This window comes from Neobacillus citreus (assembly GCF_018343545.2).
In the GTDB taxonomy this organism is placed as follows: Bacteria; Bacillota; Bacilli; order Bacillales; family Cytobacillaceae; genus Neobacillus; species Neobacillus citreus.
Window position 1 is genome coordinate 759 of sequence record NZ_JAGYPE020000006.1, and the last position, 25,876, is coordinate 26,634.

The 25,876-nt window shown below is 44.3% G+C and carries 24 protein-coding genes and 1 riboswitch; of the genes, 7 read left to right on the forward strand and 17 right to left on the reverse strand.

The window, feature by feature from the left end; all coding sequences use genetic code 11:
• Together larC and larB are read right to left on the reverse strand one after the other, a co-directional pair.
• The coding region (gene larC, locus KHB02_RS05225; protein WP_241113733.1) for a nickel insertion protein at positions 1–449 on the reverse strand (449 nt) is incomplete at its 3' end.
• Complete coding sequence (gene larB / locus KHB02_RS05230; RefSeq protein WP_213143919.1) at positions 446–1,204, reverse strand: nickel pincer cofactor biosynthesis protein LarB; 759 nt, start codon at positions 1,202–1,204, stop codon at positions 446–448. The genes larB and larC, both read right to left, overlap by 4 nt.
• A gap of 295 nt (positions 1,205–1,499) precedes the next feature.
• Here larB and KHB02_RS05235 point away from each other — a divergent pair, with 295 nt between their 5' ends.
• Positions 1,500–1,817, forward strand: a complete 318-nt coding sequence (locus KHB02_RS05235; RefSeq protein WP_213143918.1) for a hypothetical protein — start codon at positions 1,500–1,502, stop codon at positions 1,815–1,817.
• Between the two features lie 126 nt (positions 1,818–1,943).
• Here the strand turns inward: KHB02_RS05235 and KHB02_RS05240 are convergent, their stop codons facing one another.
• The 5 genes from KHB02_RS05240 to KHB02_RS05260 form a co-directional block, all read right to left on the reverse strand.
• Positions 1,944–5,003: an efflux RND transporter permease subunit gene (locus KHB02_RS05240; protein WP_213143917.1), complete on the reverse strand. Its 3,060-nt coding sequence runs from the start codon at positions 5,001–5,003 to the stop codon at positions 1,944–1,946.
• Positions 5,004–5,448: 445 nt separating this feature from the next.
• Complete coding sequence (locus KHB02_RS05245) at positions 5,449–6,720, reverse strand: SH3 domain-containing protein (RefSeq protein WP_213143916.1); 1,272 nt, start codon at positions 6,718–6,720, stop codon at positions 5,449–5,451.
• 251 nt (positions 6,721–6,971) lie between these two features.
• Entirely contained in the window at positions 6,972–7,334 is a 363-nt protein-coding gene (locus tag KHB02_RS05250; RefSeq protein WP_213143915.1) for a hypothetical protein, read from the reverse strand.
• Positions 7,335–7,357: 23 nt separating this feature from the next.
• Positions 7,358–7,873, reverse strand: coding sequence for an acyl-CoA thioesterase (locus KHB02_RS05255; protein ID WP_213144474.1), 516 nt, complete (start codon positions 7,871–7,873; stop codon positions 7,358–7,360).
• Positions 7,874–8,071: 198 nt separating this feature from the next.
• Entirely contained in the window at positions 8,072–8,977 is a 906-nt protein-coding gene (locus KHB02_RS05260; protein ID WP_213143914.1) for a LysR family transcriptional regulator, read from the reverse strand.
• A 588-nt stretch (positions 8,978–9,565) separates the two neighbouring features.
• Here KHB02_RS05260 and KHB02_RS05265 point away from each other — a divergent pair.
• Positions 9,566–9,721, forward strand: a complete 156-nt coding sequence (locus tag KHB02_RS05265; protein WP_213144512.1) for a hypothetical protein — start codon at positions 9,566–9,568, stop codon at positions 9,719–9,721.
• Between the two features lie 89 nt (positions 9,722–9,810).
• Here KHB02_RS05265 and KHB02_RS05270 read toward each other — a convergent pair whose 3' ends face one another.
• Positions 9,811–12,009, reverse strand: a complete 2,199-nt coding sequence (locus KHB02_RS05270; protein WP_213143913.1) for a heavy metal translocating P-type ATPase — start codon at positions 12,007–12,009, stop codon at positions 9,811–9,813.
• Between the two features lie 191 nt (positions 12,010–12,200).
• Positions 12,201–12,285: riboswitch (cyclic di-GMP riboswitch) on the forward strand.
• A 21-nt stretch (positions 12,286–12,306) separates the two neighbouring features.
• Here KHB02_RS05270 and KHB02_RS05275 point away from each other — a divergent pair.
• Positions 12,307–12,444, forward strand: coding sequence for a hypothetical protein (locus tag KHB02_RS05275; RefSeq protein ID WP_213117438.1), 138 nt, complete (start codon positions 12,307–12,309; stop codon positions 12,442–12,444).
• Between the two features lie 114 nt (positions 12,445–12,558).
• Here the strand turns inward: KHB02_RS05275 and KHB02_RS05280 are convergent, their stop codons facing one another.
• Positions 12,559–12,900: a winged helix-turn-helix transcriptional regulator gene (locus KHB02_RS05280; protein WP_213143911.1), complete on the reverse strand. Its 342-nt coding sequence runs from the start codon at positions 12,898–12,900 to the stop codon at positions 12,559–12,561.
• A 149-nt stretch (positions 12,901–13,049) separates the two neighbouring features.
• On the opposite strand from KHB02_RS05280, the gene KHB02_RS05285 reads away from it, so the two are divergent.
• The gene (locus KHB02_RS05285; RefSeq protein ID WP_213143910.1) at positions 13,050–13,685 is read left to right on the forward strand and encodes a nitroreductase family protein; all 636 of its coding nucleotides are present in this window, start codon (positions 13,050–13,052) and stop codon (positions 13,683–13,685) included.
• An 86-nt stretch (positions 13,686–13,771) separates the two neighbouring features.
• On the opposite strand, the gene KHB02_RS30000 is transcribed toward KHB02_RS05285, so the two are convergent.
• From KHB02_RS30000 to KHB02_RS05300, 4 genes are all read right to left on the reverse strand, one after another.
• Complete coding sequence (locus tag KHB02_RS30000) at positions 13,772–14,311, reverse strand: CBO0543 family protein (RefSeq protein WP_378586214.1); 540 nt, start codon at positions 14,309–14,311, stop codon at positions 13,772–13,774.
• A 132-nt stretch (positions 14,312–14,443) separates the two neighbouring features.
• Positions 14,444–15,118, reverse strand: a complete 675-nt coding sequence (locus KHB02_RS05290; RefSeq protein ID WP_213144473.1) for a carboxymuconolactone decarboxylase family protein — start codon at positions 15,116–15,118, stop codon at positions 14,444–14,446.
• A 71-nt stretch (positions 15,119–15,189) separates the two neighbouring features.
• Complete coding sequence (locus KHB02_RS05295) at positions 15,190–16,566, reverse strand: APC family permease (RefSeq protein ID WP_213143909.1); 1,377 nt, start codon at positions 16,564–16,566, stop codon at positions 15,190–15,192.
• Positions 16,567–16,607: 41 nt separating this feature from the next.
• Entirely contained in the window at positions 16,608–17,828 is a 1,221-nt protein-coding gene (locus tag KHB02_RS05300) for a MalY/PatB family protein (RefSeq protein WP_213143908.1), read from the reverse strand.
• Positions 17,829–18,115: 287 nt separating this feature from the next.
• Here KHB02_RS05300 and KHB02_RS05305 point away from each other — a divergent pair, with 287 nt between their 5' ends.
• Positions 18,116–18,565: a MarR family winged helix-turn-helix transcriptional regulator gene (locus KHB02_RS05305; RefSeq protein ID WP_213143907.1), complete on the forward strand. Its 450-nt coding sequence runs from the start codon at positions 18,116–18,118 to the stop codon at positions 18,563–18,565.
• Positions 18,566–18,653: 88 nt separating this feature from the next.
• Here KHB02_RS05305 and KHB02_RS05310 read toward each other — a convergent pair whose 3' ends face one another.
• From KHB02_RS05310 to KHB02_RS05325, 4 genes are all read right to left on the reverse strand, one after another.
• A complete protein-coding gene (locus tag KHB02_RS05310; RefSeq protein ID WP_213143906.1) occupies positions 18,654–19,166 on the reverse strand; it encodes a DUF2179 domain-containing protein in 513 nt (170 codons plus the stop codon).
• Between the two features lie 17 nt (positions 19,167–19,183).
• Positions 19,184–20,320, reverse strand: a complete 1,137-nt coding sequence (locus KHB02_RS05315) for a M24 family metallopeptidase (protein WP_213143905.1) — start codon at positions 20,318–20,320, stop codon at positions 19,184–19,186.
• 83 nt (positions 20,321–20,403) lie between these two features.
• The gene (locus KHB02_RS05320; RefSeq protein ID WP_213143904.1) at positions 20,404–22,455 is read right to left on the reverse strand and encodes a CocE/NonD family hydrolase; all 2,052 of its coding nucleotides are present in this window, start codon (positions 22,453–22,455) and stop codon (positions 20,404–20,406) included.
• Positions 22,456–22,565: 110 nt separating this feature from the next.
• Complete coding sequence (locus KHB02_RS05325; RefSeq protein WP_213143903.1) at positions 22,566–24,104, reverse strand: BCCT family transporter; 1,539 nt, start codon at positions 24,102–24,104, stop codon at positions 22,566–22,568.
• Between the two features lie 195 nt (positions 24,105–24,299).
• On the opposite strand from KHB02_RS05325, the gene KHB02_RS05330 reads away from it, so the two are divergent.
• Together KHB02_RS05330 and KHB02_RS05335 are read left to right on the forward strand one after the other, a co-directional pair.
• The gene (locus KHB02_RS05330) at positions 24,300–24,962 is read left to right on the forward strand and encodes a TetR/AcrR family transcriptional regulator (RefSeq protein ID WP_241113734.1); all 663 of its coding nucleotides are present in this window, start codon (positions 24,300–24,302) and stop codon (positions 24,960–24,962) included.
• A gap of 250 nt (positions 24,963–25,212) precedes the next feature.
• Positions 25,213–25,779 (forward strand): hypothetical protein, encoded by a 567-nt coding sequence (locus KHB02_RS05335; RefSeq protein WP_213143902.1) that lies wholly within the window; start codon positions 25,213–25,215, stop codon positions 25,777–25,779.
• Positions 25,780–25,876 lie beyond the last annotated feature (97 nt).

The window sequence follows — 25,876 nt, forward strand, 5'->3', positions numbered from 1 at the left end:
TTATGATCGTGTTCATGATGGTGGTCGTGCTCATGATGGTGATCGTGCTCATGATGGTGATCGTGTTCATGATGGTGATTGTGCTCATGATGATGATCGTGTTCATGATTATGATCGTGTTCATGATGGTGGTCGTGCTCATGATGGTGATCGTGCTCATGATGGTGATCGTGTTCATGATGGTGGTTGTGCTCATGATGATCATCGTGTTCATGATGGTGGTCGTGCTCATGATGGTGATGGTCAGCTTGTGTCAACAACACATCAAACTTCGTACTAGTAATACCGTTCTTCACGATTTTCTTCCAGGTTAATTGATATTCATCTTCAAAATGAAGTTTTTTTAATTCTTTTTCTAAAATAGCTGGATCTGCACCTGCATCCAGGAGGGCGCCGATAAACATATCCCCGCTGACCCCTGAAAAGCAGTCAATATAAAGTGTTCTCATCCCTTGTTTGCTCCTTTTTTTGCGATGTTATCAATCAGGACAGCGTTGTATGCTCCACCAAATCCATTATCAATATTGACCACACTGATACCTGAGGCGCAGGAATTCAACATCGTCAGCAGGGCGGACAAACCGTTGAAATTTGCACCATATCCAATGCTCGTCGGAACGGCGATGACCGGATGAGAGACAAGACCGCCAACCACACTCGGCAGTGCCCCTTCCATGCCTGCAACAACGACGGAGACTGTCGCCTGTTGGATTTGTTCAATATTATCAAATAAGCGGTGGATTCCTGCAACACCTACATCATAAAAGCGGCGGACGTTACTGCCCAGTGCTTCGGCCGTAACCGCAGCCTCTTCTGCCACTTTCAGATCGGACGTGCCTGCGCAAACAATGGCAATGTAGCCTTGATAATCATCCACTTTAGTGGTGTTCTTTTTCCAAAAGAGAATTTGCGCTGTTTCATTATAAATAAATTCCGGATGTTCCCGAAGGATATAATCCGCCTTATCTTTTGAAATTCGTGTCACTAATACATCGTTATCTTTTGACCGGATTGCATGGATAATGGAAAGAATCTGCTCTTGCGTCTTCCCTTCCCCATAAATCACTTCCGGGAACCCCTGCCGATTTTTCCGGTGATGGTCGACTTTAGCAAAACCCAAATTCTCATAGGTAGCCAACTTTTCTTTCGCCTCAGAAACCGTTAATTTCCCACTTTGGACTTGCGACAATATCTCTTCTAACATTATTTTCACACACCTTAAACAAACTTGTTCGAACCAAACCATATCATCTATTATTTTCCTCGACTGGTCCAAACATACTTTGAAAGCCGCTATTTGCCGGCCCACCCAATTATAGAATAATCTTCTTTAAAAAGCACAACTGAAGGTTTTTACTTTTTCAAATGAGGCATGGGGACGGTTCTTGTGCCTCAAAAAGTATCGCGGCAACCCTTTATGGGTATAAAGTCCGAGGGAATTTAGAGGGATATTACTTTTGCCTTTCATTTCATAAAATACATATATGGGGGTTAGCAATATGTTCAAAAGACTAATTATCTTGGTTATTCTTTTATCAGTTTTATTGGTATTGGTTTTGCTGAAAAATAATACACCTTCTCCTGTGAACAATACGCCAACGGCAAGCAGCGATTCCGCTGGGTTCACTACTATAGAATACGAGATTACCGATATTAAGGGTGAGCAATACTACGGTAAGGGTACCGACGGGACGAAAATCGAATTTTCTGCGGATAAAATCAGCGAGGGTGAAAGAATTCAAGTTCACGATACGGTCATTTGCTATTTTGATAAGCATAATTTTGGAAAAGGGTTAGTGAAAGTTGAAAAGAAATAAGCACCTGTAAGCTTGATGTTACAAAAAATGCACATGGGATTGAGTGTTGCAATCCGCATGTGCATTTTTTATTGGCACCTTCAATAAAGCAACGGTCCGTTTCCCTTGATAGGGAGTCGGGCTTTTTTACTGTTTTTGCTGATGAAACGCGAGGACCGTCCCCGTGTTTCGTTTTTCACCCTTGGCGATGATGCGCAAGAACCGTCCCCGTGCACCACTTAGTAGGTGGTACATGGTTGGGACGATGACGAGTGTGAGCAGGGTGGATGTGAGCAGTCCGGATATGACGACGATGGCGAGTGATTTGGAGATGAGTCCGCCTTCGTCGGATAGGGCTAATGGTAATAGGGCGCCGATTGTCGCTAGTGCCGTCATCAGGATGGGACGAAGACGGGTTTTTCCGGCCTCAAGCAGGGCAGCTTTTAACTCCATGCCCTTCTGTTCATTTTGCTTCACCCGGTCCATCAGCACAATTGCATTGGTGACCACGATTCCGATTAACATTAAAAACCCTACTAACGCCGGCATCCCAAGGGACTGATTCGTCAAATACAATCCTAGTAATCCGCCTGAGAATAAGAATGGCAGCGACGAGAGAATCGCAACTGGCATTAACGTGTTGCCAAATGCAACAAGCATCACAATAAACACCAGCACAACAGCGACTGCCATCGCAATCATCATATTCGTAAAGCCTTCATTCATCGCTTGCGCCTGGCCTTCGGAATGATAGGTGATTCCTTCCGGCAAATCCAATGCTTTCATCCGTTTATCCACCTCAGCCTGCACACCCGAAGCATTGTCAGTGGTAATGCGGCCCGTCACCTGCACATATTGCTGCTGATTTAGCCGGTATAATGCCGACGGACTTGGTGCTTTTTTCAATGTTGCCACTTCGGATAGGGTGACTTGCTGCCCAATCGGATTTGTCATGCTTTGGCTCATGATCTTATCAATGGAATCTAACGAATCCCCTGCCAATGACAGCTGGATGCTTGTCGTTTTCCCTTCCACCTGCATGTTGGCGACCGTATCACCGGAAATCAACTCTCTTACGAAGCCCGCGACCATAATCGGGTTTAACCCTTTTTCAGCGGCTTTTTTATCATCAATTTCCAGCTGCAGCTGTTCCTTCACACCAGAAAGGTTGGATTCGACATTTTCCAGACCATCGATACCTTTCAGTTTTTCTGTGATCAAGTTTCCGGCCTTCTCTAAATCCTCGGCATTCCCGCCTTCAACCATTAACGCCAAGCCGCTTGTTCCAACAATGCCAACAGGGCTAAGCGCTACAAGCATTTGAGGGTTCAGCTTTTCAACTTCATCTCTGACATTTTTCTCAAAATCAGTTGTTTGATTCTTTGTCGTGTTATCCTTTAGATCAATTGATAAGCGAATGTATTCTCCATTTACAACCGTTTGGATATGTTTCACCTGTTTTTCCTGCTTTAGGATTTCTTCCATTCTTACAGCTATCTGGTTTGATTTTTCCAGCGAAGTTCCAGCCGGTAAATCGCCTGTCAGACGGTATGATACGGCTTTTTCCTGCGGCAGGAAGTTCTTTGGAATCAGTGGAACCAATACGAGCGAACCGGCAAAGAGTATCACAGCCAAAATAATGGTGATTGCCCGTTTATTCAACACCCAGGCTAGCGTATGCCGATAGGCTTTTTCAAAAATCGATTCCTTGACCTCTTTGTGTTTGATTCCAAGTAAAAATAATTTTGCCAACAGCGGCACGACTGTTAACGACACGATCAGTGAGAAGGCGAGTGCCACAATGACCGTAATGCCGAACGGGGCAAAGAAGCGGCCAATGATTCCAGGTACAAAGGAAAGCGGGCCAAAGACGGCAATCGTCGTCAACGTTGAAGAAGTGATGGCTCCGCCCACTTCCTTTGCCGCTGACAGCACAAGCTTTTCATTTCGGTTCGGGCTTGTTAGCGTGCGGCGGTAAACATTTTCGATGACCACGATTGAGTCATCAATGACGCGGCCGACTGCCACGGCGATTCCGGCGAGTGTCATCATGTTTAAGCTATAGTCAAAATACTTCAGCGTAATCATTGAGGCCAAGATGGACAGTGGAATGGAAAGCACAGCCACCAGCGTTGCCCTGATGTTACGTAAGATAAGAAAAGTGACAATTACGGCGAACAATGTTCCGAGCAATACCTCGCGAAGCATGCCATCAACAGATGATTTCACTTCTTTTGACGTATCAAATAATTTCGTTAAGGTGTAGCCAGTTGGAAGATCCAGTGCATCCAGCTTTTCCTTTGCTTGCGAAACGACTTCAACGGTATTGGCGCCAGGCAGCGCCTTCATTTCCACGAGGACCGCAGGCTTTTCATTCAGGCGGGTATACACCATTTCTTGTTTGTTTGTGTAAGAAATATCGGCAATGTCGGCCAGCTGTAGTTTTACGACCGCGCCCGTTGGCCCTTGTGCTAAAATCTGAATCGCTTTTACATCTTCAACCGAATCAAGCTTGAAATCAGCCTGCACGTTGAATGTTTTGTCATTGATATTGACCTGCCCGGCTGGGAATGAAAAATGGTGAGCCTGCAGTGTTTGCTTGACCGTATCATAGGTCACACCTTGCTGCTTCATTTTTTCCGGATCGAGTTTGATTGCCACTTCCTTTTCAGTCTCGCCCGAAATATCGATAGCCCCGGCTCCATCAATTCCGGTCAAGACCGGCTTGATCCGCTCGTTGATATATTGCGTCAGGTCGGATTGATTAGCAGTTTCCGATGACAGCGCAAAGGTAAAGACAGGCATGGCAGAAGGGCCATCCTTTAGAATCTCCGGTTTTTCTGCACCAGCAGGCAGCTTGATGGTTGAGGCTGCGGTCGTGACTTCCTTCTCCGCTTCATCCATATCCTTGCTCATCTCAAATTCAAGAATTCCGACAACCATATTACTGTGGGCTTCGATATATAAGTTATCAAGCTTCTTGATTCCCGACAGCGTTTCTTCGAGCGGCTTGCCGATATCCTCTAATCCTTGCTCCGGGGTGGCGCCGACATATGGAACCTGAACGACAATATACGGAATGTCAACATTCGGCATCGACTCCATTTTCATTGTTTTGACGGAATAAATCCCCCCAGCAATCACCATCAACATGGCGATAAAAATAACCCCTGCATTCTTTAACGAAAACCTAATCCACGATTTCATAACTTCTTTTCCCCTTTTTATTCGGATATATTTGGGTGTATTTACCTTTTTTATTATAGAGTTTCCAACCCTCCATTAACCTCGGGCAGCTGCTGTAATTATAACTAAGACCTCAGACCTAGAAGGAATGAGGCATGGGGACGGTTCTGGTGCATCAAAATAAGGTTTCTTGCAGGAACATCTAACAAAACTATCAAAGAGGAACAAGTGAGGGAAATTATAGGATGTACTTGACTAACAATTGGATTTTTTTCAATTTTTGATACAAACAAACATTTTTTAATGAAAACTTATTTGAAGGAGAAAAAAAACTCCCCCAGCGTTGTGCTGAAGGAGTCTTGGGATATTTATTTTATTTTGCGGATGTTCTGGATGAGGCACAAGAACCGTCCCCATGCATCACGCCACTGGTGAGGCACGTGGACTGTCCCCGCGGATCCGATTTTTATCTAAGCGCGACCAGGGTCATTTGTTGTCCTCTTTTTGCTTCAAGGGTTAGGGTCACTTGTTTTCCTTGGCGGTTAAAAAGTTCATTGATCATGTTGCCTGATGCTTTTGCACTGTAGGTTCGGCCATCAGGGGTGTTGAAACGGAAGACTCCGTTTGGGTTTACTCCGCCGATTTGCGCTGTTACGCTAATTTGACTTGGCGCGGAGGCAGTTGCCTCACTAGGGATGTTAATAGTTTGGCCAATTTTCAGCTTGACCGGGTCCACTGTTGGGTTTAGTGCCTGAATGGCTGCAACTGAGACCCCAAGCGCTTTACTGATTTTTGTAAAAGTATCCCCGCTCTTAATAACATACACAGATGTACTTGTCGTTGAGCTGTTGGGTTTACTAGGCTCATTATTTGCCAAAGTAGGTGCGTTATTAGTTAAATAAGCAGCACTTACGTACGCACTTTTGCCATTGTATTGAATTTGCGCCCAGCCATATGAGGTTGAGATCACAGACACTCCTTCGTTAAATTTTAACGAACCGAGTACGGCACCGCTCATGGAACCAGATTCTCTAACTCTTAACGATGTGGCGGTCACATACATCGTTTTTGCTTGAGAAGCAATGACTTGTTTTTGCGAAAGGTACGCTGCACTAACATAACAAACGCGTCCGTTAATCAAGATAGCCGCCCATCCGTTTTCGATAAATGCAACCTTGACATCTTCCCCTTTTTTATAGGTTCCAAGTATGCTGCTATCCGTGTTCGGCCGGGAACGGACATTCAGGGTTGTGGCGGTCACAGTCCTGTCTTCCACTTTTGGCAATAGAATTTTTTTACCGTTAATGGACGTAATCCCATTGGCGTCTAATATCTCCTGCGCGGTGACTCCGTGTTTTGCCGCGATGGTTTCAATATTTTCGCCCGATTTAACCTGATAGGTGTATTCTTGAATAAATGCGGCATTCGCTGCACTTGTAAACAAACCAAAAACAACGGTAAAAATGCCTGTCACAACAAGCTTTTTCACGACATTGCTTTGAATCCATTCGTTAACCTGCGAAACATATGTATTCCAATTTGCCCGAATGTCTCTTAAGAAGCATTTAACATCTAACACATTTCGGATATCAAACTGGATGCTTTTATAATATTCACGTTTTTCCATCCTTGAAGCGAATACTGGCAGACTTTGCATTTTCTTGCCGTTTCCGTACGTCACTTTCCTGCTAAGCGTCATTTCACCATTTACAACCATTTCTCTCGTCAAAATCATCATGTCTCCAATTCTCTCTCTATTTGGTTAAAACTGCCCCACTATAGTAATCGTCACAAAGGATCATTTTACGTCCCAAAATTGTCATAATTAGTCGAAAATAGATGAAGTTGGACCGATTTCCATGTTTTCTTAACAGAAATGGGTATTGTCTTTGCTTGAAAAAGAGGAGAGAGAAATGGGGGCACAGGTAAAGCAAAGGGACGGTTCTTGTGCCTCAATTTTTGAGTCACGAGAACCGTCCCCATGCATCATTATCTGATGAGAGTTGGACCGACTAGTGCTTGTGGGTTTTCGCCTAATGCAAGTTTGCTGATGTTTACGTAGCCTAATTGTTTGTAGTTGTTTAGCAGTTGTTTTAGGTCACGGAATTTGTTGTCTGTTTTTAATTTTTCTATTTCACCATAATAAACTGATAGTACGTATTCATCCTGGGTTGCTGGCTCGTAATGGCTTGAGTCTTCATCCATCAGTAAGGAACCCATATATTGATATCCATAATGAAATTGGCGGGTCAGTTTAACAATATTAATAAATTTTTGATATATGGAAGCATTTAATTTTTCGATAGCTGTTTGCACATTTTTCAATTCGTTATAGCTTGAAACGATGACCATGTATTTCTCCCCCTTGATTCGTATTAATCCCATGGCTTATCTACTGTAAGTTTAGACACGAGTTCTTTGTTTTGCTGCCTTTTCAGCTTGCGGATTTGTTCGCGTTCTTTGCCTGTTTCAAAAAGAAACTTCTCTTCCTCTGTTTCCGGAATCACCGCTGGTACTTCGATTGGCCGTTTATTTTCATCTAAAGGAACAAACGTAAAGAACGCCGTAGCCGCAATTCTGCGGTTTCCTGTTTCCAGATCCTCAGCAACTACCTTGCAGAAAATCTCCATGGACTTTTTCCCTGTATAGCTGACAAAGGATTCGATGCAGACCGAATCACTGACGCGAATTGGTTCGATGAAATTGACGGAATCCGTTGATGCTGTTACACATTCCTTAATCCGTGTATGTCTGCGGGCAGAAAGCACTGCACAGGCATCCATTTTCTTCATTAGAACGCCGCCGAATAATGTATGGTAGTTGTTCAAATCATTGATGAGCACTTGGTCGGTTTGAACAACACGTGTTTCTTTCACTTTTTTTGATTGCATTTCCATCACCCTATATATAAAAATGCCTTTGAAGCGTTCGCCTCATTAGACATTAAATTTTTTATATGTCAATTATAATACTGCCACTGTGTTAATATACAATGCCGATAGAACATGGTGTTCATAACAAAACCGTATGAAGGCGCTTCCTGTCAGGCGAAACCGAAAAAAGCTCCCCCTTTTACAAGAGGGAGCTTTCTAATAATTGCCAGTGGAGGGGTTTTCCTTCGCCAGTTTTACCCTCGCAAAGCGGATAAACTCTTTAGCAACCTTCGATAGGTGCTCCTCCTTTTTCCAAATCAACGCCAGATTCCATTCAATCACCGGATTAGTGACGGGAATGGTTTTAAAATCATTTTTCAATTCCAAACAAGTAGTCTCAGGCAGTAACGTAATCCCGATATTGTAGGCAACCAATTCCTGAATAAAGTCCAACTGGGAGGTTTCAGAAATAATCGTCGGCTGAAATCCAACTCCCCTACAGGCCGTGATGACGAGATTTCGCAGTTCAAAATCCTTATTAAACATGATAAAGCTTTCTTCTTTCAGTTCCTGCAGTGACACTTCTTTTTTCCCGGCCAGATGATGTGATGGGGGAACAACCAGTTTCAGTTTTTCTTTTACAAACATATATTTGTCCAGAAGATCATTTTCTTCAGATAGAACGACGACTCCAAAGTCGAGTAAACCATTAATAATCTTCTCTTCTATCCGTTTCGACCCATCCTCTTCTAATTGGAAGGTCACCTCTGGATATTCCTGATGGAACGATGCAATCAGCTGCGAGAAAAAAATCGAATTGGTGATCGTCGGAAGCCCGATGCGGACATGCCGCGTTTTTAACTTAAGCACGGTATCAAGCTCTTCGCTCAATAGCTGCAGCTGTTCCTCGACTTTTACGGCATGTTTGACGAGAACCCGCCCCGCATCCGTCAACTCCAGCTTTTTCCTCGTCCGAATGAACAGAGGCGTCCCCAGTTCATCCTCCAACGACTTAATAATCCTGCTCAGCGCCGGCTGCGTAATAAACAAATTCTCCGCCGCCGTCGTAAAACTCCCCGTCCGTGTAACCTCAATAAAACACTCCAACTGTTTAAACTCCAAGCACATCAATCACCTTACATAAATTTAAAATATTATATAGTTTACCACAAATTGATACATAGGTGATGCATGGGGACGGTTCTTGTGCATCAAAATGACAAGTTCAATAAAGCTGCCTAATGAAATCTAACCTATCTTTTCGGGAGACTTTTACAGGTTTCCCGTTTTTCTTTTTTCAACCAATCGTTTGGTTGGATTCCGACAAAACCCCGTTATTATTACTCTTTTCTTAGAATGCAATGGAAAAACTCGTCGAAAATTGCTTGGGAAATAGAGCATGCTTTTCCTCTATACTCAAACAAATTTCGAGTTTTCCTTTAGCAAAAAAAACCACCCTGCCTAAGATGTAAGCAAGCATCTTTTAAAAGTGAGGCACGAGAACCGTCCCCATGACCTAATATAAAATTGCGTATGAGTACATAATAATAGTTGTGTGAGATCAGAAAAGTCTTCGGAACAGACCCAACCCAGGATTTCTTCTGTGTTTCCACAAAAAAGGGATACTGATTTGCTTCAGTACCCCCTTTTTTTTCATGCCTTATTTGCGATTTTAAAAAAGACTAATCGGAAAGCGAGATGGAATGAACCGTGTCTAATAATCAGGGTATGCAACGAGATCAAACGCGAGAACAAATTGAGAAACACGATAAAAGAAACGATATTGAATTAGGCAATGAATTTCAAATTGGAAGCACCAGTTCACAAAGCCAGAAAAAAAGCGGACGTCAAGTCAATAAAAAATAACCTCCTTTTAATGTAATAAACAAAGCAGCTTGCCCGTCAACGGAGGCAAGCTGCTTTTGAAATTAAGGCATGAGAACCGTCCCCATGCATCACATTCTGTTGTTTAGGCGAAGGGCGTTTAGGACTACTGAGACGGAGCTGAAGGCCATGACGGCGCCGGCGAGCCAGGGGGCTAGAAGGCCGAGCATGGCGAATGGGATGCTGATGATGTTGTATAGGAAGGCCCAGAGGAAGTTTTGTTTGATGTTGGTCATGGTGGCTTTGCTGATTTGGATGGCCTCGACCACCTTGCTCAAATCTCCTTTGATGACGGTAATGTCACCGGATTCGATGGCAAGGTCGGAGCCGGTCCCCATGGCGATGCCCACATCCGCGACGGTCAAGGCTGGGGCATCATTCATCCCATCCCCCACCATCACCACCTTCTTTCCTTGCTTCTGCAATGCTCGGATGATTTCCGCCTTTTGCTGTGGTGTGACGGTCGCTTTCACCTTTGAAATCCCGGTCTTTTTTGCAACCGCCTTGGCAGTCTCAAGGTTGTCGCCTGTCAGCATGATGACGTCCAGTCCCATCCCTTTCAAGCCAGATACCACCGCTTTCGAGGCTGGTTTTACCTCATCGGCAACAGCAATCATCCCGGCAAAGCGGTTTTGAATCGCAACCGCCATCACCGTCTTCTTTTCTTGTTCAAGTCGTGCAATTTCTTTACCCGCTCTAGGCGGAATATAAAGTTTATTTTTCAAAAAATAACTTGGATTCGCAATCAACACGTCTTTTCCACTCACAAACGCCTTAATTCCATAACCCGGGATCGCGACAACCTCATTTGCAATTGGAATACTACCTATCCTTCTTCGGGCTTCTGCTACGATAGCCTTCGCGATTGGGTGCCCCGAAGATCCCTCCACCGCACCGATAATGGCAAAGAACTCTCCCTCGCTAACATGCTCTACATACACGTCCGTAACGTGCGGCTCGCCTTTCGTGAGCGTTCCGGTTTTATCCAAGATTACCGTGGTGCTCTTCCCTAGTAATTCAAGAAACTTCCCTTCTTTAAAAAGAATCCCCGACTGGGCGGCACGTCCACTCCCAACCATGACGGACGTAGGCGTCGCCAATCCTAAGGCACAAGGGCAGGCGATAATTAAGACGGCAATCATCTTTTCGAGCGCCGCGCTTAAAACCCCTGGCTCAAAAATCCAATACCACAGCACAAACGTAAGCAGCGCAATAACAATAATAATCGGAACGAAAATGCCAGTCACTTTATCGGCGATATGCTGAATTGGTGCCTTAGAGGCCTGCGCTTCCTCAACAATTCGAATAATTTGCGATAAGGTCGTCTCAGAGTCCCGTTTTGTGACCTTTATTTTTAAATTGCCGTTGTGATTGATGGTCCCGGCAAAGACAGGATGACCGTTGCTTTTTTCAACAGGGATGCTTTCCCCAGTTAACAATGACTCGTCAACCATTGAGTTCCCTTCAACAACCTCCCCGTCTATCGGGACTTTTTCGCCTGATTTCACGATAATCACTTGCCCTGGAGACAGCCGGTCAACAGGCGATGGAGATTCCTTTCCGTTCAAAAACAAGGTGGCCGTTTTCGTCTGCAATTGATAAAGCTGCTTGATTGCCTGAGTGGTTCTCATTTTTGTTCGGGCTTCAAGAAATTTTCCTAATAAAATGAATGTAATGATAAAAGCACTTGTTTCATAATACAACACTGGATACGCAGAACTACCTAAGTGTGTGAACGTTAAATAATGGCTGTAAAAAAAAGCCGCCGACGTACTTAGCACCACTAGAACATCCATATTCGCACTGCCGCCTTTCAGCGCTTTCCATGCCCGTTCGTAAAATTTGAACCCGATGATAAATTGAATCGGAATCGTTAAAGCAAATTGGAAGAGGGGCTGGAGAAACAGCTCTGGCACGTTGATAAAAGAAGCCCATGTAAAGTGGGCAAACATCGCCCACGCTAAAGGTACAGTAAGCAAGGCCGAGACAATGAAATGCCGCTTGAGAACCGTCATTTCTCTCCGTTTCTCCAGCTCGGACTGTATATGATTCTGCCGGTCGATTTTTGCATCATAGCCAATTTTAATAATTTTATTAATGATTTCTTGAATGCTTGTCCGATTCTTGCTGAATGTAACGCGCCCCTTTTCCGTTGTCAGATTGACTTGCACTTCCTCGACCCCGTCTATTTTGGAGACAACCTTTTCAATTCTGGCAGCGCAGGCGGCACAATACATCCCACTAATCTCTATATGGGCCGTTTCCTTCATCCTCGACATTCACCACTTTCAACTTCCTCAAATTAATATATTCTATTAACAATAGGAGAGCTTTAGAACGAGGCATGGGGGGATGCATGGGGACGGTTCTTGTGCATCAAAACGAGCCGAAAATGAGGCACGAGAACCGTCCCCATGTTTCATTTTCGACAAATATAGACAAATTTCTTAAAATCCTTTAATCTATGTAAGGGCAAAGTCACTGTAAGGTGATGACGCAAAGCTATAGGGGCCTCTGTGATGGAGCAAGGCCAGCCAGCTGCCATCAAAGCTATAGGGGGAATTTTGATGTCAAAGAGTTACTGGCTTACGCCGGAGGAAGTACTGAGAAGGAAAAAGATGAAGAAAAACCTTGTATATACTTCTATTGTTTTCGCCACTATCATCCTTAGTGCATTACTAACAATAGTTTCGAATCAACTGTAAATACTCGATATCCGAAGCTACGGGCAGCATGTTATTGCTGCCCTTTTTTATTTGGAAAAATAGTTGGGGGACGGTTCTTGTGCATTAATGAGGCACAAGAACCGTCCCCATGCCTCACTTCTGCCTTGTTTTAACCCAGTGGAGAATGGAAGTGATAACCGCCTCAAGTTGCTTGCCTGCTGGGGTTAATTCATATTCTACTTTCTTTTGCGAAGGGACAAGAGCCTTTTTGATAATCAGTCCTTCTTTTTCAAGATCGCGCAGTCGTTCGGTTAAAAGCCTGTCAGAAATGCCAGGAATGTTCTCCACAAGCTCATGAAAACGTTTCGGCCCATTCAGCAATTGATAAATAATAATCCCCATCCACCGTTTTCCGATAAATTCAATCGTCCCATGGAAATCCTTGCAGATTTTACTTATCTCTTGTTCAGTACAGCTACAGTTTGATTTTTCCATTTCCTTACCTCATTTGCTTATCACCAATATTTTCACATTATATCACAATAGTTTTTGCTTGACTCATTTACTTACTAATAGTAAGCTAAAACACGAACTAAAATAGCTTACTTTTAGTAAGTTTTATTTTTAATAAGGAGGCAATAAGAATGTCCACTGTAACTATGAATGCACAAAGTTTTAGCCATGTAATCAGAGAACGTCACTCTGTTCGAAAATATGATCCTACTTTTAAAATAGCCCGCGAGGAAATTGAAGAAATCTTAAATGAGGCTATCCTGGCTCCTTCTTCAAGCAATCTCCAGCCTTGGCGATTTATCGTGATTGAGGACCAAGAAATGAAGAAAGAGCTCCGGCAGATTGCAAACAATCAAGAGCAGGTCGAAACCTCTTCAGCCGTGATTGCGGTTTTGGGTGATAAGGAAATGTACAGAAATATTGAGAAGGTGTACCGAAGTGCTAATGAAGCCGGATATATGGATGAAGCCAACATGCACCGTCTAATTACTGGTTCAAACAGCTTGTACTCTAACTTACCCGAAGAAGTTCGCAAAAATATCGCGGCTTTTGATACAGGCCTAGTGTCGATGCAGCTAATGCTGTCTGCCAAAGCAAAAGGCTACGACACGGTCCCAATGGGCGGCTTTGACAAACAAAAATTCATGGACAAGTTCCAAGTATCCGACCGCTACATGCCAATGATTCTAATATCACTGGGAAAAGCAGCAGCACCAGCATTCAAAACCACACGGATTCCTTTGGAGGACGTAATAGAGTTTGTTTAATGAGTGAGATGGTAAGGCGTGGGGACGGTTCTCGTGCATCATTTCGAGTGAGGCACGAGAACCGTCCCCATGCATCATTCCATGCATCATTTGTATTTCGTAATGGGTATGTGAAAGTATAGGATTAAAAAAATGGTACATGCGAAACAGAGGAACCAGGCTAATATGGGCCTTGTATGGTGGAGGCGCAGGCCAAAAAACATAAAGATCCAGACTATGAGAGACCACCAGAAATTCCAGCCATGATCATAGGAGATTAGGTTTGCAGCCTTAAAAAGGCTCTCTATTGCGATACCAAAAATGACCCAGATAGATGCATAACCTATCTGTTTAAGCAGGCTTGCCTGAAAAGGGTATTTTGAAAGAAATATAAAGGCCATTTGGGGGAAAATCAAAAAAGCAATAATAAAATCAACAATGGTATGGTTGGGAATAAAAAAAGATTCTTTATAAGTCCATAGTGGATATTCATACATAATAATAGAAATAAAAAAGTTCACGGTTACGAAAAAAAGAATGGTTGGATAGTACTCCTTCCAATTCCTCCAATCACCCCAGCGCCAGGAACCCAGCAAATAAAGAAAAGGCAGCGCAAATCTTAAATACGAAACCACAGTGTGTAACATTACGTTCCCTCAAATCCTTTTCGAAAAACAATTTTACTACCATTTCTATTATTTGCTATAAACCTAAAATTGAAACATGGGGACGGTTCTTGTGCATCATGATGCAAAAGAACCGTCCCCACGCCTCACTATTCAATTTTCATCGTATGCGTTTAGCGCATTCACACTATGGGCAAGTGCGGACCCTGCCTTTAATGCGGTTGCGACAAAGATGGCTTCGACGAGCTCTTCCTTCGTAACATCCAATTGCTTGGCCTTTTTCGTATGGGTTTCAATACAGTAGGCACAGCCTGTCACATGGGCGACAGCAACAGCAATTAATTCCTTCTCCTTCCGGCTTAATAACCCGGCTTTCAGGGCTTGCGTATCAAACTTCACAAAGGCTTGAAAGGATTCTGGCCCTAATTCTTTGAACTCGCCAAATCGATTCATGTTGGAGCGGTTGTAAAGCTCATCTCCCCCATCCTCATCATAGGCATTCAAGGCATTTAATCCATGTGCCAAGGCTGAACCTGCTTTCAAAGCAGTCGCGACCATAATCGCCTCCAGCATCTCTTCCTTGGAAGCCTCTAGTTTTTTTGCCTTCGAAACATGACCATCAATGCAATAAGGGCAACCCGTAACATGTGCCACAGCGACTGCAATGAGTTCTTTTGTTTTTTGAGGAATCGCACCTGGCGCCAAAGCCAATTGGTCAAACTTCACAAACGCTTTAAACGTCTCGGGCGCAAGCTTTCCTAATTCCGGCAACCTACGAATATTTGACTTTTTATATAAACTTTCATCTATCAAATCTTTTACCTCCATTTCATTGGATGCGCGGGGACGGTTCTTCTGCCTCACAAAGTGAGGCATGAGAACCGTCCCCATGCATCATTTTAGACTCCTATATTCTCCTTGGGGTTTTCAGTTGTGTTTACATGCCCGCCGAAGCCGAAGTGGCCGGAATCGTGGGTTATTTTTTTACCTACTATCATAACGTAAGCTGCAGCAGCTACTATATAGACAATCGTTCCGATAATGATTGGCATAGACAATGATGACATGAGTAAATATCCTTGGAAAAATAATAGGGCAATCGCAATATAGACAACCGCATTTAAGACCAGCGGCGGGAGTTTAAATGGTGCTGCTTGATATAGCTCAGGATGTTTTTTAGGCAGCTTGGTAGCGGCGAAAACCGGTATCATATTTGCCAGCAAGAATACTCCAGTGCCTAAAGCCGATATAACACTTAAAGAAAGTCCTGTTAAAATAGGAATTGTTCCAATCACGTAAAATAAAGTAAGTAACCAGTGCGGTGTTCCAAACTTTTTGTTAACTTGCCCTAAGGATTTTGGCAGCCAGCCGTCTTCACAGGCAATCATAATTCCTTTGGTGACCCAGGAAAGAGTCGCATTTAAGGTCGTCGCTAAGGCAAACATGGCTCCGCCCACCATAAAGAATATAAACAGCGGTTTTGGTAAAATCGTTTTTGCCACATCTGTTAAAGGCTTGTTCGCAACATCGGCAATCGGCAGCACCCCTGCAGCAATCGTCGCCATAAACGCATACAAGATTCCGACACCCAATGTCGTTGTGATGATTGTCAGCGGGATATCTCTCCCCGGATTTTTCATCTCCCCGCCTAGCTCGGCAATGACCTGCGCACCGCCGGTAGCAAAGGATAACAATCCTACCGCCATAAAAAATCCAACAAAGCCTCCCGTGAACATTTCACCTGAATTAAACACGGCATAATTCACCTCAGGCATTCCCCAGACGACAAAAACAATTAATGCCAGCAGCAAGACAACAACCATTAATTTTTCAACAAGGGCTGCGAAGTGTACGCCCACTATATTTGCAATATAAAACACAGTCAGAAGCAAGAAGGCGATTAGCTTTAGCGGTGCGTTCGGCACGAGGCCTTGAACATATTCCGCAAAGGATATCGCGTACATAGCCAGGGTTAGCTGTCCAAGAATAAATAACGTTAACCAAAAGAACCCGACTTTTGGAGACAATAGCCGACTTGTATATCTGTACAATCCCCCAGTGGTCGGAATCGCAGAACCCATCACGGCAACTGGAATAACCATAAATATCGTAAAGATGGATGAAATGACAAAGGCTAATGAAACGCCGCTCCCAGTCATCCCAATGGCAATCCCGGTAAGGGCCATGACTCCCGCACCAATTATTTGCCCGATACTAATACTCATTACATCCCCAAGCCCTAAAACCTTTTTTAAATTCGATTCTTGACTAGCCATTTCATTCACCTCTTATATGTTTTTTTGGGATTGTTACTGCGTCATCGGATGGTAGCTGCTTTATGGTTAGGAGACGCGAGGTCGGCAAATTCCTTTTCGATCCGTTCCAACGCTTCCTTAATAATCGGTCTTGGAGAAGATACGCAAATTCGCTGGAAGTCTTGTCCCTCTTCACCAAACATACTGCCATCTTCCAATAAGACATTGGCTTTATTGTAAATACGATCATGAACCTCTTCTGGCGTGATTCCATAAGCGCTGAAGTCCATCCACATCACATACGTTCCTTCCGGAATGTGTACCTTCACTTGTGGCATTTTTTCAGCAAAAAAAGCTTGTACATATTCCATCGTTTCATCTAAATACTCCTTCAACTGTTCCAGCCATTCCTCTCCTTTATGGTAGACAGCGATCAACGCTGATACGGTAAAAGGCGATGGTAATTGGAAACCCATGGCTTGGCTGAAGATGTTCCTAAGTTCAGGATTCGGAATGATGACATTGGTGCAATGGAGCCCGGCCACGTTGAAGGTTTTGTTGATGGCCGTGCAGGTAATAATATGCTGCGTGTTCGCTGCCGCTTTAGCGATTGGGATAAAGGTTTGGTTCCGGCGAATTAAGTCCCCGTGAATTTCATCCGCAATGATAAGAACCTGATTTTTTTCACAAATATCTGCTAATCTTGCTAATTCTTCCGGTGTAAAAATTCCTCCGGTCGGATTGTGCGGATTGCAGAGGATAAACAGCTTCGTGTTTTCATTCTTTGCTTTTGCCTCAAAATCTTCAAAATCAATCGAATAAGAGCCATCCTGTTCGCGGATCAGGGCGTTATTAACGACTTGTCGTCCGTTCCCTTCAATCGCCGCAGTAAACGGCGGATAGACCGGACGTTGAATGATCACCCCATCGCCGGGCTCGGTAAAAGCTCGTACCGCCACATTCAAAGCATGGACTGTTCCTGGACTATAGACAATTTCTTCGGTTTGGATGTCCCAGTCATGTCTCTTTTTAAACCAATGCTGAATCGCCTCGAAGTACTCCTTTGGAAAAATGGAGTAACCAAATATCCGATGCTCTACTGTTTGATGCAAGGCATCGAGTAAAGGCTGAGGAACTGGAAAATCCATGTCCGCCGTAAATAAAGGCAAAGTTTCTTGATCATACCTCTGGGTAATTCCCAATTCCTTAATTAGATCGCCGCCGTCCCATTTCAAGGAATACGTATTTCTGCGGTCGACGATTTGGTCAAAATCGTACTTCACTTGAAATCAACTCCCCCTCTTTTGAATTAAAACGCTTACAAGTACTTTTAAAATAAATCCTTTTAACGATAGTTTAGCACCTAAACCATCTAAATATAGTTTAGCAACTATACTATATTTAGTCAATAAAAATTCTGAAAATTAAAATAATTATATCGAAATATAATTGTTAGGTCTTTCTGCTCATCGATATTGGAGGCTATTCCATCTGATAAAAGTGACTGGAAAAATAAGTATTATGCTATAATAAAGATAAGAATCTATTAAATTTTTAAAAAGGAGCAGAAATGAAAAAGGAAGAGATTATTTATGAATTAATGGAATCTGTCTATGACCTTTCCAGACAAATTAGCTCCTACGAAAGTATACCTAGAAAGTACGGTACCGAAGATGAGCTTTATATGGTCGAAGCACATACAATCAATTTAATCGGAAACAAAACCCAAACGACTGCTTCAGAGCTTGCCAATCTTACAAAAAAAACAAAAGGCGCCATCTCTCAAATGGTTAATAAACTAATAAAAAAAGGCCTAGTATTAAAATCCAAAAACCCAATCGATAAACGAGAATACATCCTAGAACTAACAGAAAAAGGGAAGATGGTTTACGATTTCCATTACCAATTAGATAAAGCGGAATATACCAAAATACTAAACAAACTACACCAATTTTCCGAAGAAGACCTACTAGTCTACATCAAAATATCATCCATCCTATCAGAAAATACGTCGAAATAGAGCACGGGGACGGTTCTTTTGCTTCACTTTGGAAGCAAAAGAACCGTCCCCTTTTCTCTAAATGAGGCATGAGAACCGTCCCCATGCTTCACCCAAGCCTCTTTAGCAAGAACCCTCCATTAAAGTGGGTGGGGTCGTAGGAGATGATGAAGGCTTTTGGTGATAGGGATAGGATGAGGTTTTTGAGTTTTTGTTCGCGGTTTCGTTTGGCCAGGATTTTCATGACCAGCCGCTTGCCTTCCTTTCCATCGGCCCCCCAAGAAGTGACTCCATAGCCCTGTTCCCTGAGTTTGTCAGGCAGGATACAGTCCACCGGCTCCACGATGACCTCCATCACGACGTAACCTAGAGCCAAATACCCTTCAATTTTACTGCCGACAAACACACCTAGTCCCCAGCCAAAGCAGTAGGCTGCGATGTTCATGGGTTTATCAAGATTATCAAGGACAATCGTCAGTCCCATCAAATAGACAAACACCTCACCCATCGACAGCACTGAGGCTAGAACCCGGTATCCTTTAATGACAATCATCACTCTCAAAGTAAATAAAGAAACATATAAAACGTTAATCACAATGATGGTAAGAATAATTGACGACATGACGTCCACCTCAGCTGTTAATCAAAAAGCATGTATTCTAGTTCACGAGGGTATTGGGTAATCGAAAAACTTCCTGTCTTGGTCAAAATAATCGTATCGGAATGCCTAAAGCCCCCAAGGCCCGGCACATACACGCCTGGCTCAATAGTGTAAACCATGCCCTCCTCGAGCACCAAGTCATTATCAAACCGCAAGTACGGTTCCTCGTGTTCCGATAATCCTAACCCATGTCCGATTCGATGATTCACATATTCTCCGTAACCAGCCTTTTTAAAAACCTGATACGACGCAATATCGACCTCTTTTGCCGTAATTCCCGGCTGAATCATTTCCATGCCGACCCGTTGCGCCTCGATCGCCAATTTCAATAAGTCCTTTTGTTTTTCAGATGGCTTTCCGACAAAAAACGTCCGCTCGTTTTCGGCTCGGTATCCGTTAAACCACACCTGACGGCTGTGAACGACAACATCGCCATCGGCAAATTTCCGCGTGCTGGAGTAAAGGTGCGGCATGGCGCTCCGCTTGATTCCGGAACAGGTCCAATTCGCGTAGCCAATTAACTCCTCCGGATAGTCCTTTGAGGCAATTTCCAATAAAAACTTGTCACCATACGAATCGAATTCCAATTCACTAATTCCGGCCCGTGCATGTTTGAGCGATTCGCCGATTGCATAGTCGGACAGCTGGCCGGCAATTTTCAGCAGCTCTATCTCTTGTTCATCTTTAATCGCCCTCATGTTAATAATTTTTTGACCAACGTCGACAAGCTCAAAGCCCTGCTCTTGTAAAAATAAATAGACGCTCGCAGGCAGCAGCCCCAATTCAACGCCAAGTTTTGTTCCGGCAGGATATTTTTTTAGCAATCTAGTTAAATGTTCTAAATAGGAAATCTCCTTGTGAGCCATATCAATCTGCTCATAATAAACATAGAGTTTGTCAACTTTCGCCTTTTCTAAGGCATGAAGCTCTTCCAGCCCTGGAACAATAAGTTCAGTTTTATCCGCATGGATGAGCGTCACAATGGGACGCGAATAGATAATCGCTCGAAACCCGCTTAAATAATATTGATTGTCGGGATCCCAAATCAGACTAAGTCTGACGCCCTTCTGCTCCATAAACTCTCGAAAAATTTGAATCCTTTTATTTATCTTCATTAAAACTCCCCCCAAAATCTACTTTTTCCCTCAAAAAACCCCCTGGCAGACTAGGTCTTCACCAGGGGATCATTTATATCATTTCACACTAGATCGCGCGGAATTTCCTTATTCAATTTTTTCGAAAAAACTTGCTCCTCACCCTCAAAAGCTGTCAATTCATTGGTGAGATAAAACTTAGAGGCATCTGCTTTCATGGTACTCACACTCTCAAGACGTGTCTGCCAGCTTCCGCGGCCCACCGTCAGCGTCCATTCGCAGCTAACCTCGGCCGACAGCGGGTCGCCCTCTTTAATGGTGTAAACATTCCGATTAATACTGCCATATTCGAGACCATTACTAGGCAGGCGGCGGGCTCCTTCGTCTGAAAAGTCATCGAGCACCCATACTCCGTTAATTAAATCATGGTGGACTTTCCGGGTGCGGTTCTCGGCCCTAAGGATTTCTCGTTCGGCGACAGCGGCCGTTTCCGGAAGACCAAATTCAGGCAGTTCCTGATCTAGCGGCTGCGGCGGCCGTACCGGCAAGGTCACACGCGTTTTTTCACCGGTAAAAACTTTCAAGGTCACCGGTTCCGGCGATGGCCAGGCATGCGGCCAATAGGTTGGCGACAACGCGACCGACCAGCGGTGTCCTTCAGGCAGCACATGCCCAATTGCATTGAGCTTGACGGTTACGGTATAACGCTCACCTGGAACAAGCGGAGTTGGGAACTCATTGCTGTCCCGATGAGTTAAATTCAACATGCCCCAGCTGACCAAGGTTGAGGCCCCGTCTGGCGCAATATCGCAAAGCCGGACGGCAAGCAAAGCGTTCGGCCGGTCAGACGCCAATTCCACTGTCACCTCCGGAAAACCGAGGATTTCCACCGGTTCCATCAAGGGTTCTGTAGTGAAACAAACCGAAAGCCCATCTTCGAGCCGCTGGTCAGATGCAAGGTCGCCCGGCTGGCCAAATGGGCACCAAACACCGGAATAAAGTCCATGCTGCTGGACACTGGAAACGAGGATTTCCTGTTTTTCACCCGGCACCAGTTCTGACATTCTTTTTTCATCCAGCCAAAAATCCATAGGTTCGATCGCCGGCGACGGCCAGGCTGTTTCGGCCACCCACCGGCCAGAACGTTCCTCGTAATCTACTTGCGGCGGTACACTTTCTTGCATCCATGCCCTCAGCATCGGCTCCTCCATAATGCCGGTGTCGATTCCCTTTAACCAATAATCCCACCAGCGCAAGGCTTCCTGTAAAAAGCCAATCGCCGGACCGGGAACTGCTACCTCCGGATACTCATGCGCCCACGGGCCGATTAATCCTTTCCGTGGTCCCGGCAGTCCCTCTAGCAGCCTCAGGATGGCATTCGTATAACCGTCTGCCCAGCCGCCAACAGCAAAGACCGGAATATCGATATCCGCATAATTTTCACAGACAGAACCATGCTTCCAATAGGCATCACGGCGCTGATGCTTCATCCACTCCTCGACAAATGGCGGCGTTTTTTCAAGGCGCTCCAGCCAGCTCGAGCGCCACGTTTCCCCGACCACTTCCGGATCTGCTGGACGGCCATTATAAACAAGCATCGTCGAAGCCCACCAAAGCATATCAGACGCCAGCACGCAGCCCCCCATATAATGGACATCATCGGCGTAGCGGTCGTCCGTAGAGCAAAGGGTAATAATCGCTTTTAAAGCAGGGTGACGCCTTGCAGCCACCTGAAGGCCATTAAAGCCACCCCACGACTTACCAATCATGCCTGCCGCTCCGGTACTCCATGGCTGTTCCGCAATCCAGCTTAATACATCAAGGGCATCCTCCTGCTCCTGTGGCAGGTATTCATCATAAAGAATCCCTTCCGAATCGCCAGCCCCCCGCATATCGACTCGAATGCTCGCATATCCGTGCCCGGCGAAATAAGGATGGCGGATCGAATCCCGCAGTGCCGTAAAGTCATTTTTCCGGTACGGGATATACTCCAAAATCGCCGGAACCGGCTGCTGCTCGGCATCCTCCGGGAGCCAGATTTTTGCAGAAAGGCGCGTGCCGTCCGACATCGGAATCCAAACATGCTCGATTATATGGACCTTGCGCGGGAATTCTTTTTTAATAGAAAGATTCGAATCACGTACATTAAAAACCATGAAAAAACCTCCAAAACCTTTTCCCTAAATTTTTCAAAAAAACGCCTGATAAGGATAAGCGCAGCAGCCAGGGCGGCACACTGCGCGTTAGCAATCATTTCTTTAAGGACTTAGCCCGCCTTTTCCTCTAAGTCAAGGTCTTTTGAAGATGGGCTGCCGTAATCTTGCTTTAACCACCGGAGTAAGGACACTGTCAGCAACAGATAAATGATGATAACCGGAACGGACACAATGACGGAGGAAGTTTGAATGACCTTCAGCCCGCCAATCATTAACAAGGCTACCGCCATAATGGCCAGAATGCCTCCCCATAACAGACGGTGCCAGCGCGCCGGCTCCTGCTCACCCACTAGTTCTTTAGTGGCAATAGCAGAAAGAATATAAGTGGCTGAATCCAATGAAGTCGCTAGGAAAATAAAGCCGAGAACCACGAAGAAAATCAAGACAATAGTGCTGAGCGGCAGAGACTTCAAGACAGCGACAATCGCAGCAGGGCCACCCTGTTTGTCGAGAATTTCCGTGATTGGGACAATATCATTAAGCTGAAGGTGCATCGCATAACCGCCAAACACCGCAAAATACAGCCAGCTTCCTAACGAGCCCCATAACAGAACAGCGCTGATTAATTCCTTGATCGTTCTCCCTTTTGAAATTCGGGCCACGAATAAGCCCATAAATGGCGATGTCGCCGCAAACCAGGCCCAATAAAAGACGGTCCAGCCCTGCGGGAAGCCTCCCTGATTAATTGGGTCTGTATAAAAGCTCATGCGTACGATATTTTGCAGCATCAGGCCGAAGCTGTTTGTAAAATAAGATAGAATAAATAAGGTAGGTCCAACCAGCAGCACAAATAAGGCAAGCGCCAAGGCCATATACACGTTGATGTCGCTTAATTTGCGGATGCCCTTATAAAGTCCAAGATAGGCGCTGGAACAATAAATGACGGTCCAAATAAGAATAATGATGATACTCAATCCAAGTGATTGTTCCATTCCTAAAATTTCGCCAATGACTGCAGAAATCATCGGAACACCAAGTCCTAAGGAAGTGCCAAGTCCGCCAACCAGACTCCAAATCACCAGGATATCGATAATTTTTCCAACCAAGCCGTCAGCGTGCTTCCCAAGTACACCGCGGCAGGCGGTACTGATTTTTAAAGAGGATTGCTTTTTCACAAAGAATGAGTAAGCAATGGTTACGGTTGGAAGCGCATACAACGACCATGCTGAAATCCCCCAATGGAATAAACCGTAGGTGACAGCCCACTCCGCCGCTTCAGGGCTGTTTGCCTTGATGCCGAATGGCGGGCCGGTATAATAATAGATCGGTTCCATGATCGACCAGAACATAATACTCGTACCCATCCCGGCGCAAAACAGCATCGCGCCCCAGCTAAAGTTGGAGAATTCAGGCTTTCCTTCGCCGAGTTTGATTTTTCCATAGCGTCCAAAAATCAGCCAAACTAGCAAGATAAATAATCCTGCGGTCAGAAACTGAAACGCCCAATCCAGCTTAAACGTAATGTCTGTCATCATGTTGTTTAATAACGGTTCCGCCGTTTCACGATTGAAGACCAGTAGTAAGGTTGCAGTAACAATAACAATTAATGAAGACCAAAATACAATCGGATCAATTTTTACCTTCCCCATTCTTCCACTCCTTTGTGAAAATTTCATTTCTAGTAAAATAGTTTCTAAAAACCCCCTATCGTGGTAAAATTGGTTAAAATATAATCGTGATTACTTTATAATTAAGATTATATTATTCCATCTGAATTTTTTCAATGAAAATTCTAAAAATTTGATATACTCAAAAAAGACGATAGATGAGGAGAATTGGCTGCAATGAAGAAGAAAATCCAAATGAGCCGTATGTGGCAATATTTTGTGGAAGCGACGGCGGAAATTATTGAGGAAGAGGGCATTAATAAGATCACCATTCGGAAGGTGGCCGATAAAGCAGGCTACAATAGTGCCACCATCTATAATTATTTTTCCGAGATCTCACATTTAATTTTTTTCGCGGCGATGAAGTTTCTAAAGCCCTATACAGATGAAGTGTCCACATATATGGATAAAGGGAATAATCCCCTGGAGAAATACCTATTGGCCTGGGAATGCTTTTGCAAGCACTCGTTCCAACACCCGCAAATCTTTCATGCTGTCTTTATCATGGACCTAGGAGAACAGCCGGAAAATCTGCTTGAACGTTATTATCAGATTTATCCGGAGGAACTGATCACCATCCCGGAGGAGCTAAAACCGATTCTATTCGAACGGAACATGTCCAAACGAGGAAGATCATACTTGGAATTAGCCCTAAAGGAAGGCTATATCAAAGAGGAAAATATCGATGCCATCAACGAAATCACCATCCTCATCTGGCAAGGCATGTTCACCAACATCCTAAACAACCGCAGGCAATACACACCAGAAGAAGCCATGCAAATGACCATGAACTACATCACAGAAATCGTCAGAAACCAAGCTGTTTTTAACTTTGGGTGAGGCACGGGGACGGTTCTTTTGCCTCATTGGCGTTATCACGGAAAAAAGCCCAACAAGCGGACGATTGCTGGTTGGGCCATAGATTGTTATACGACGTTTTAAGCTCTTTTTTTCTATAAAAATTTAGGCAAGCCCTCCCGGCGCACTTTTTTATTTTGGCTTATACACTTGGTTATTTAACCAGTCACAAAAAGTCAAATTACATAACCTAACCTTAACATTATGTTTTTAAGATGGGGGGGTTATGCAGATGTACCATTATAAATATACGAAATTAAGTGGACAAAGGCAGTCATATAATAACCAAATTTCGGTATCACCATTACACCTGCAAGAACAAATGCCTAAAGTTAACCAATTAAATGGTCTTGGAATTCCAGCAGGCTGGAGTGGTCCAGTTAATCCAGTAGGTTGGTGGGGTCCGGTTAATAATGATCCTGGGCATCCGGTTAATTGGGCGGCGAAAATAAATCAAACAGGTTTAGGTGCTCAAGGACAGCCAGCCAGTTGGGCCCCCATGAATCAAACGGGTTTAAGTACCCAGGGTCAGCCAGCCAGTTGGGCTCCGATGAATCAAACGGGTTTGAACACTCAAGGGCAAATGATGGGTTGGGGAGGTCCTGGACGTCCGCCAGGCTGGGGAAATTATGGCTATCCAGCAGGCTGGGGTAATCCGAGAGTTCCGATGGGCTGGTGGAATAACGCGGGTCAAGGTCAACCGGGGATGTTCGGAGGTTTACTTAAGGTTGGAAAAGGAGCATTAGGAGGGCTGGGAATTCTCAGCAGTATCATTAGTATCGGACGGTTTTTATTTTAAAGTGTAAAAAATACGATTTAAAGTAACAGAAACATTAGTATAAAATGCAAAAATGAAAGCCATTCGCATATGAATTGGCTTTCATTAATATTTATGA

What these genes read in the sequence shown, in the direction of transcription:
- KHB02_RS05250 (WP_213143915.1), bottom strand. Translation starts at nt 7,334, where the DNA reads ATGGTCATCGTTTCAAGCTATAACGAATTGAAAAATGTGCAAACAGCT.
- KHB02_RS05235 (WP_213143918.1), top strand. Translation starts at nt 1,500, where the DNA reads ATGTTCAAAAGACTAATTATCTTGGTTATTCTTTTATCAGTTTTATTG.
- KHB02_RS05245 (WP_213143916.1), bottom strand. Translation starts at nt 6,720, where the DNA reads ATGATGATTTTGACGAGAGAAATGGTTGTAAATGGTGAAATGACGCTT.
- KHB02_RS05325 (WP_213143903.1), bottom strand. Translation starts at nt 24,104, where the DNA reads ATGGGGAAGGTAAAAATTGATCCGATTGTATTTTGGTCTTCATTAATT.
- larB (WP_213143919.1), bottom strand. Translation starts at nt 1,204, where the DNA reads ATGTTAGAAGAGATATTGTCGCAAGTCCAAAGTGGGAAATTAACGGTT.
- KHB02_RS05305 (WP_213143907.1), top strand. Translation starts at nt 18,116, where the DNA reads ATGAAAAAGGAAGAGATTATTTATGAATTAATGGAATCTGTCTATGAC.
- KHB02_RS05240 (WP_213143917.1), bottom strand. Translation starts at nt 5,003, where the DNA reads ATGAAATCGTGGATTAGGTTTTCGTTAAAGAATGCAGGGGTTATTTTT.
- KHB02_RS30000 (WP_378586214.1), bottom strand. Translation starts at nt 14,311, where the DNA reads ATGTTACACACTGTGGTTTCGTATTTAAGATTTGCGCTGCCTTTTCTT.
- KHB02_RS05335 (WP_213143902.1), top strand. Translation starts at nt 25,213, where the DNA reads ATGTACCATTATAAATATACGAAATTAAGTGGACAAAGGCAGTCATAT.
- KHB02_RS05295 (WP_213143909.1), bottom strand. Translation starts at nt 16,566, where the DNA reads ATGGCTAGTCAAGAATCGAATTTAAAAAAGGTTTTAGGGCTTGGGGAT.
- KHB02_RS05285 (WP_213143910.1), top strand. Translation starts at nt 13,050, where the DNA reads ATGTCCACTGTAACTATGAATGCACAAAGTTTTAGCCATGTAATCAGA.
- KHB02_RS05315 (WP_213143905.1), bottom strand. Translation starts at nt 20,320, where the DNA reads ATGAAGATAAATAAAAGGATTCAAATTTTTCGAGAGTTTATGGAGCAG.
- KHB02_RS05270 (WP_213143913.1), bottom strand. Translation starts at nt 12,009, where the DNA reads ATGAAGGAAACGGCCCATATAGAGATTAGTGGGATGTATTGTGCCGCC.
- KHB02_RS05255 (WP_213144474.1), bottom strand. Translation starts at nt 7,873, where the DNA reads ATGCAATCAAAAAAAGTGAAAGAAACACGTGTTGTTCAAACCGACCAA.
- KHB02_RS05275 (WP_213117438.1), top strand. Translation starts at nt 12,307, where the DNA reads ATGTCAAAGAGTTACTGGCTTACGCCGGAGGAAGTACTGAGAAGGAAA.
- KHB02_RS05280 (WP_213143911.1), bottom strand. Translation starts at nt 12,900, where the DNA reads ATGGAAAAATCAAACTGTAGCTGTACTGAACAAGAGATAAGTAAAATC.
- KHB02_RS05310 (WP_213143906.1), bottom strand. Translation starts at nt 19,166, where the DNA reads ATGTCGTCAATTATTCTTACCATCATTGTGATTAACGTTTTATATGTT.
- KHB02_RS05320 (WP_213143904.1), bottom strand. Translation starts at nt 22,455, where the DNA reads ATGGTTTTTAATGTACGTGATTCGAATCTTTCTATTAAAAAAGAATTC.
- KHB02_RS05290 (WP_213144473.1), bottom strand. Translation starts at nt 15,118, where the DNA reads ATGGAGGTAAAAGATTTGATAGATGAAAGTTTATATAAAAAGTCAAAT.
- KHB02_RS05330 (WP_241113734.1), top strand. Translation starts at nt 24,300, where the DNA reads ATGAAGAAGAAAATCCAAATGAGCCGTATGTGGCAATATTTTGTGGAA.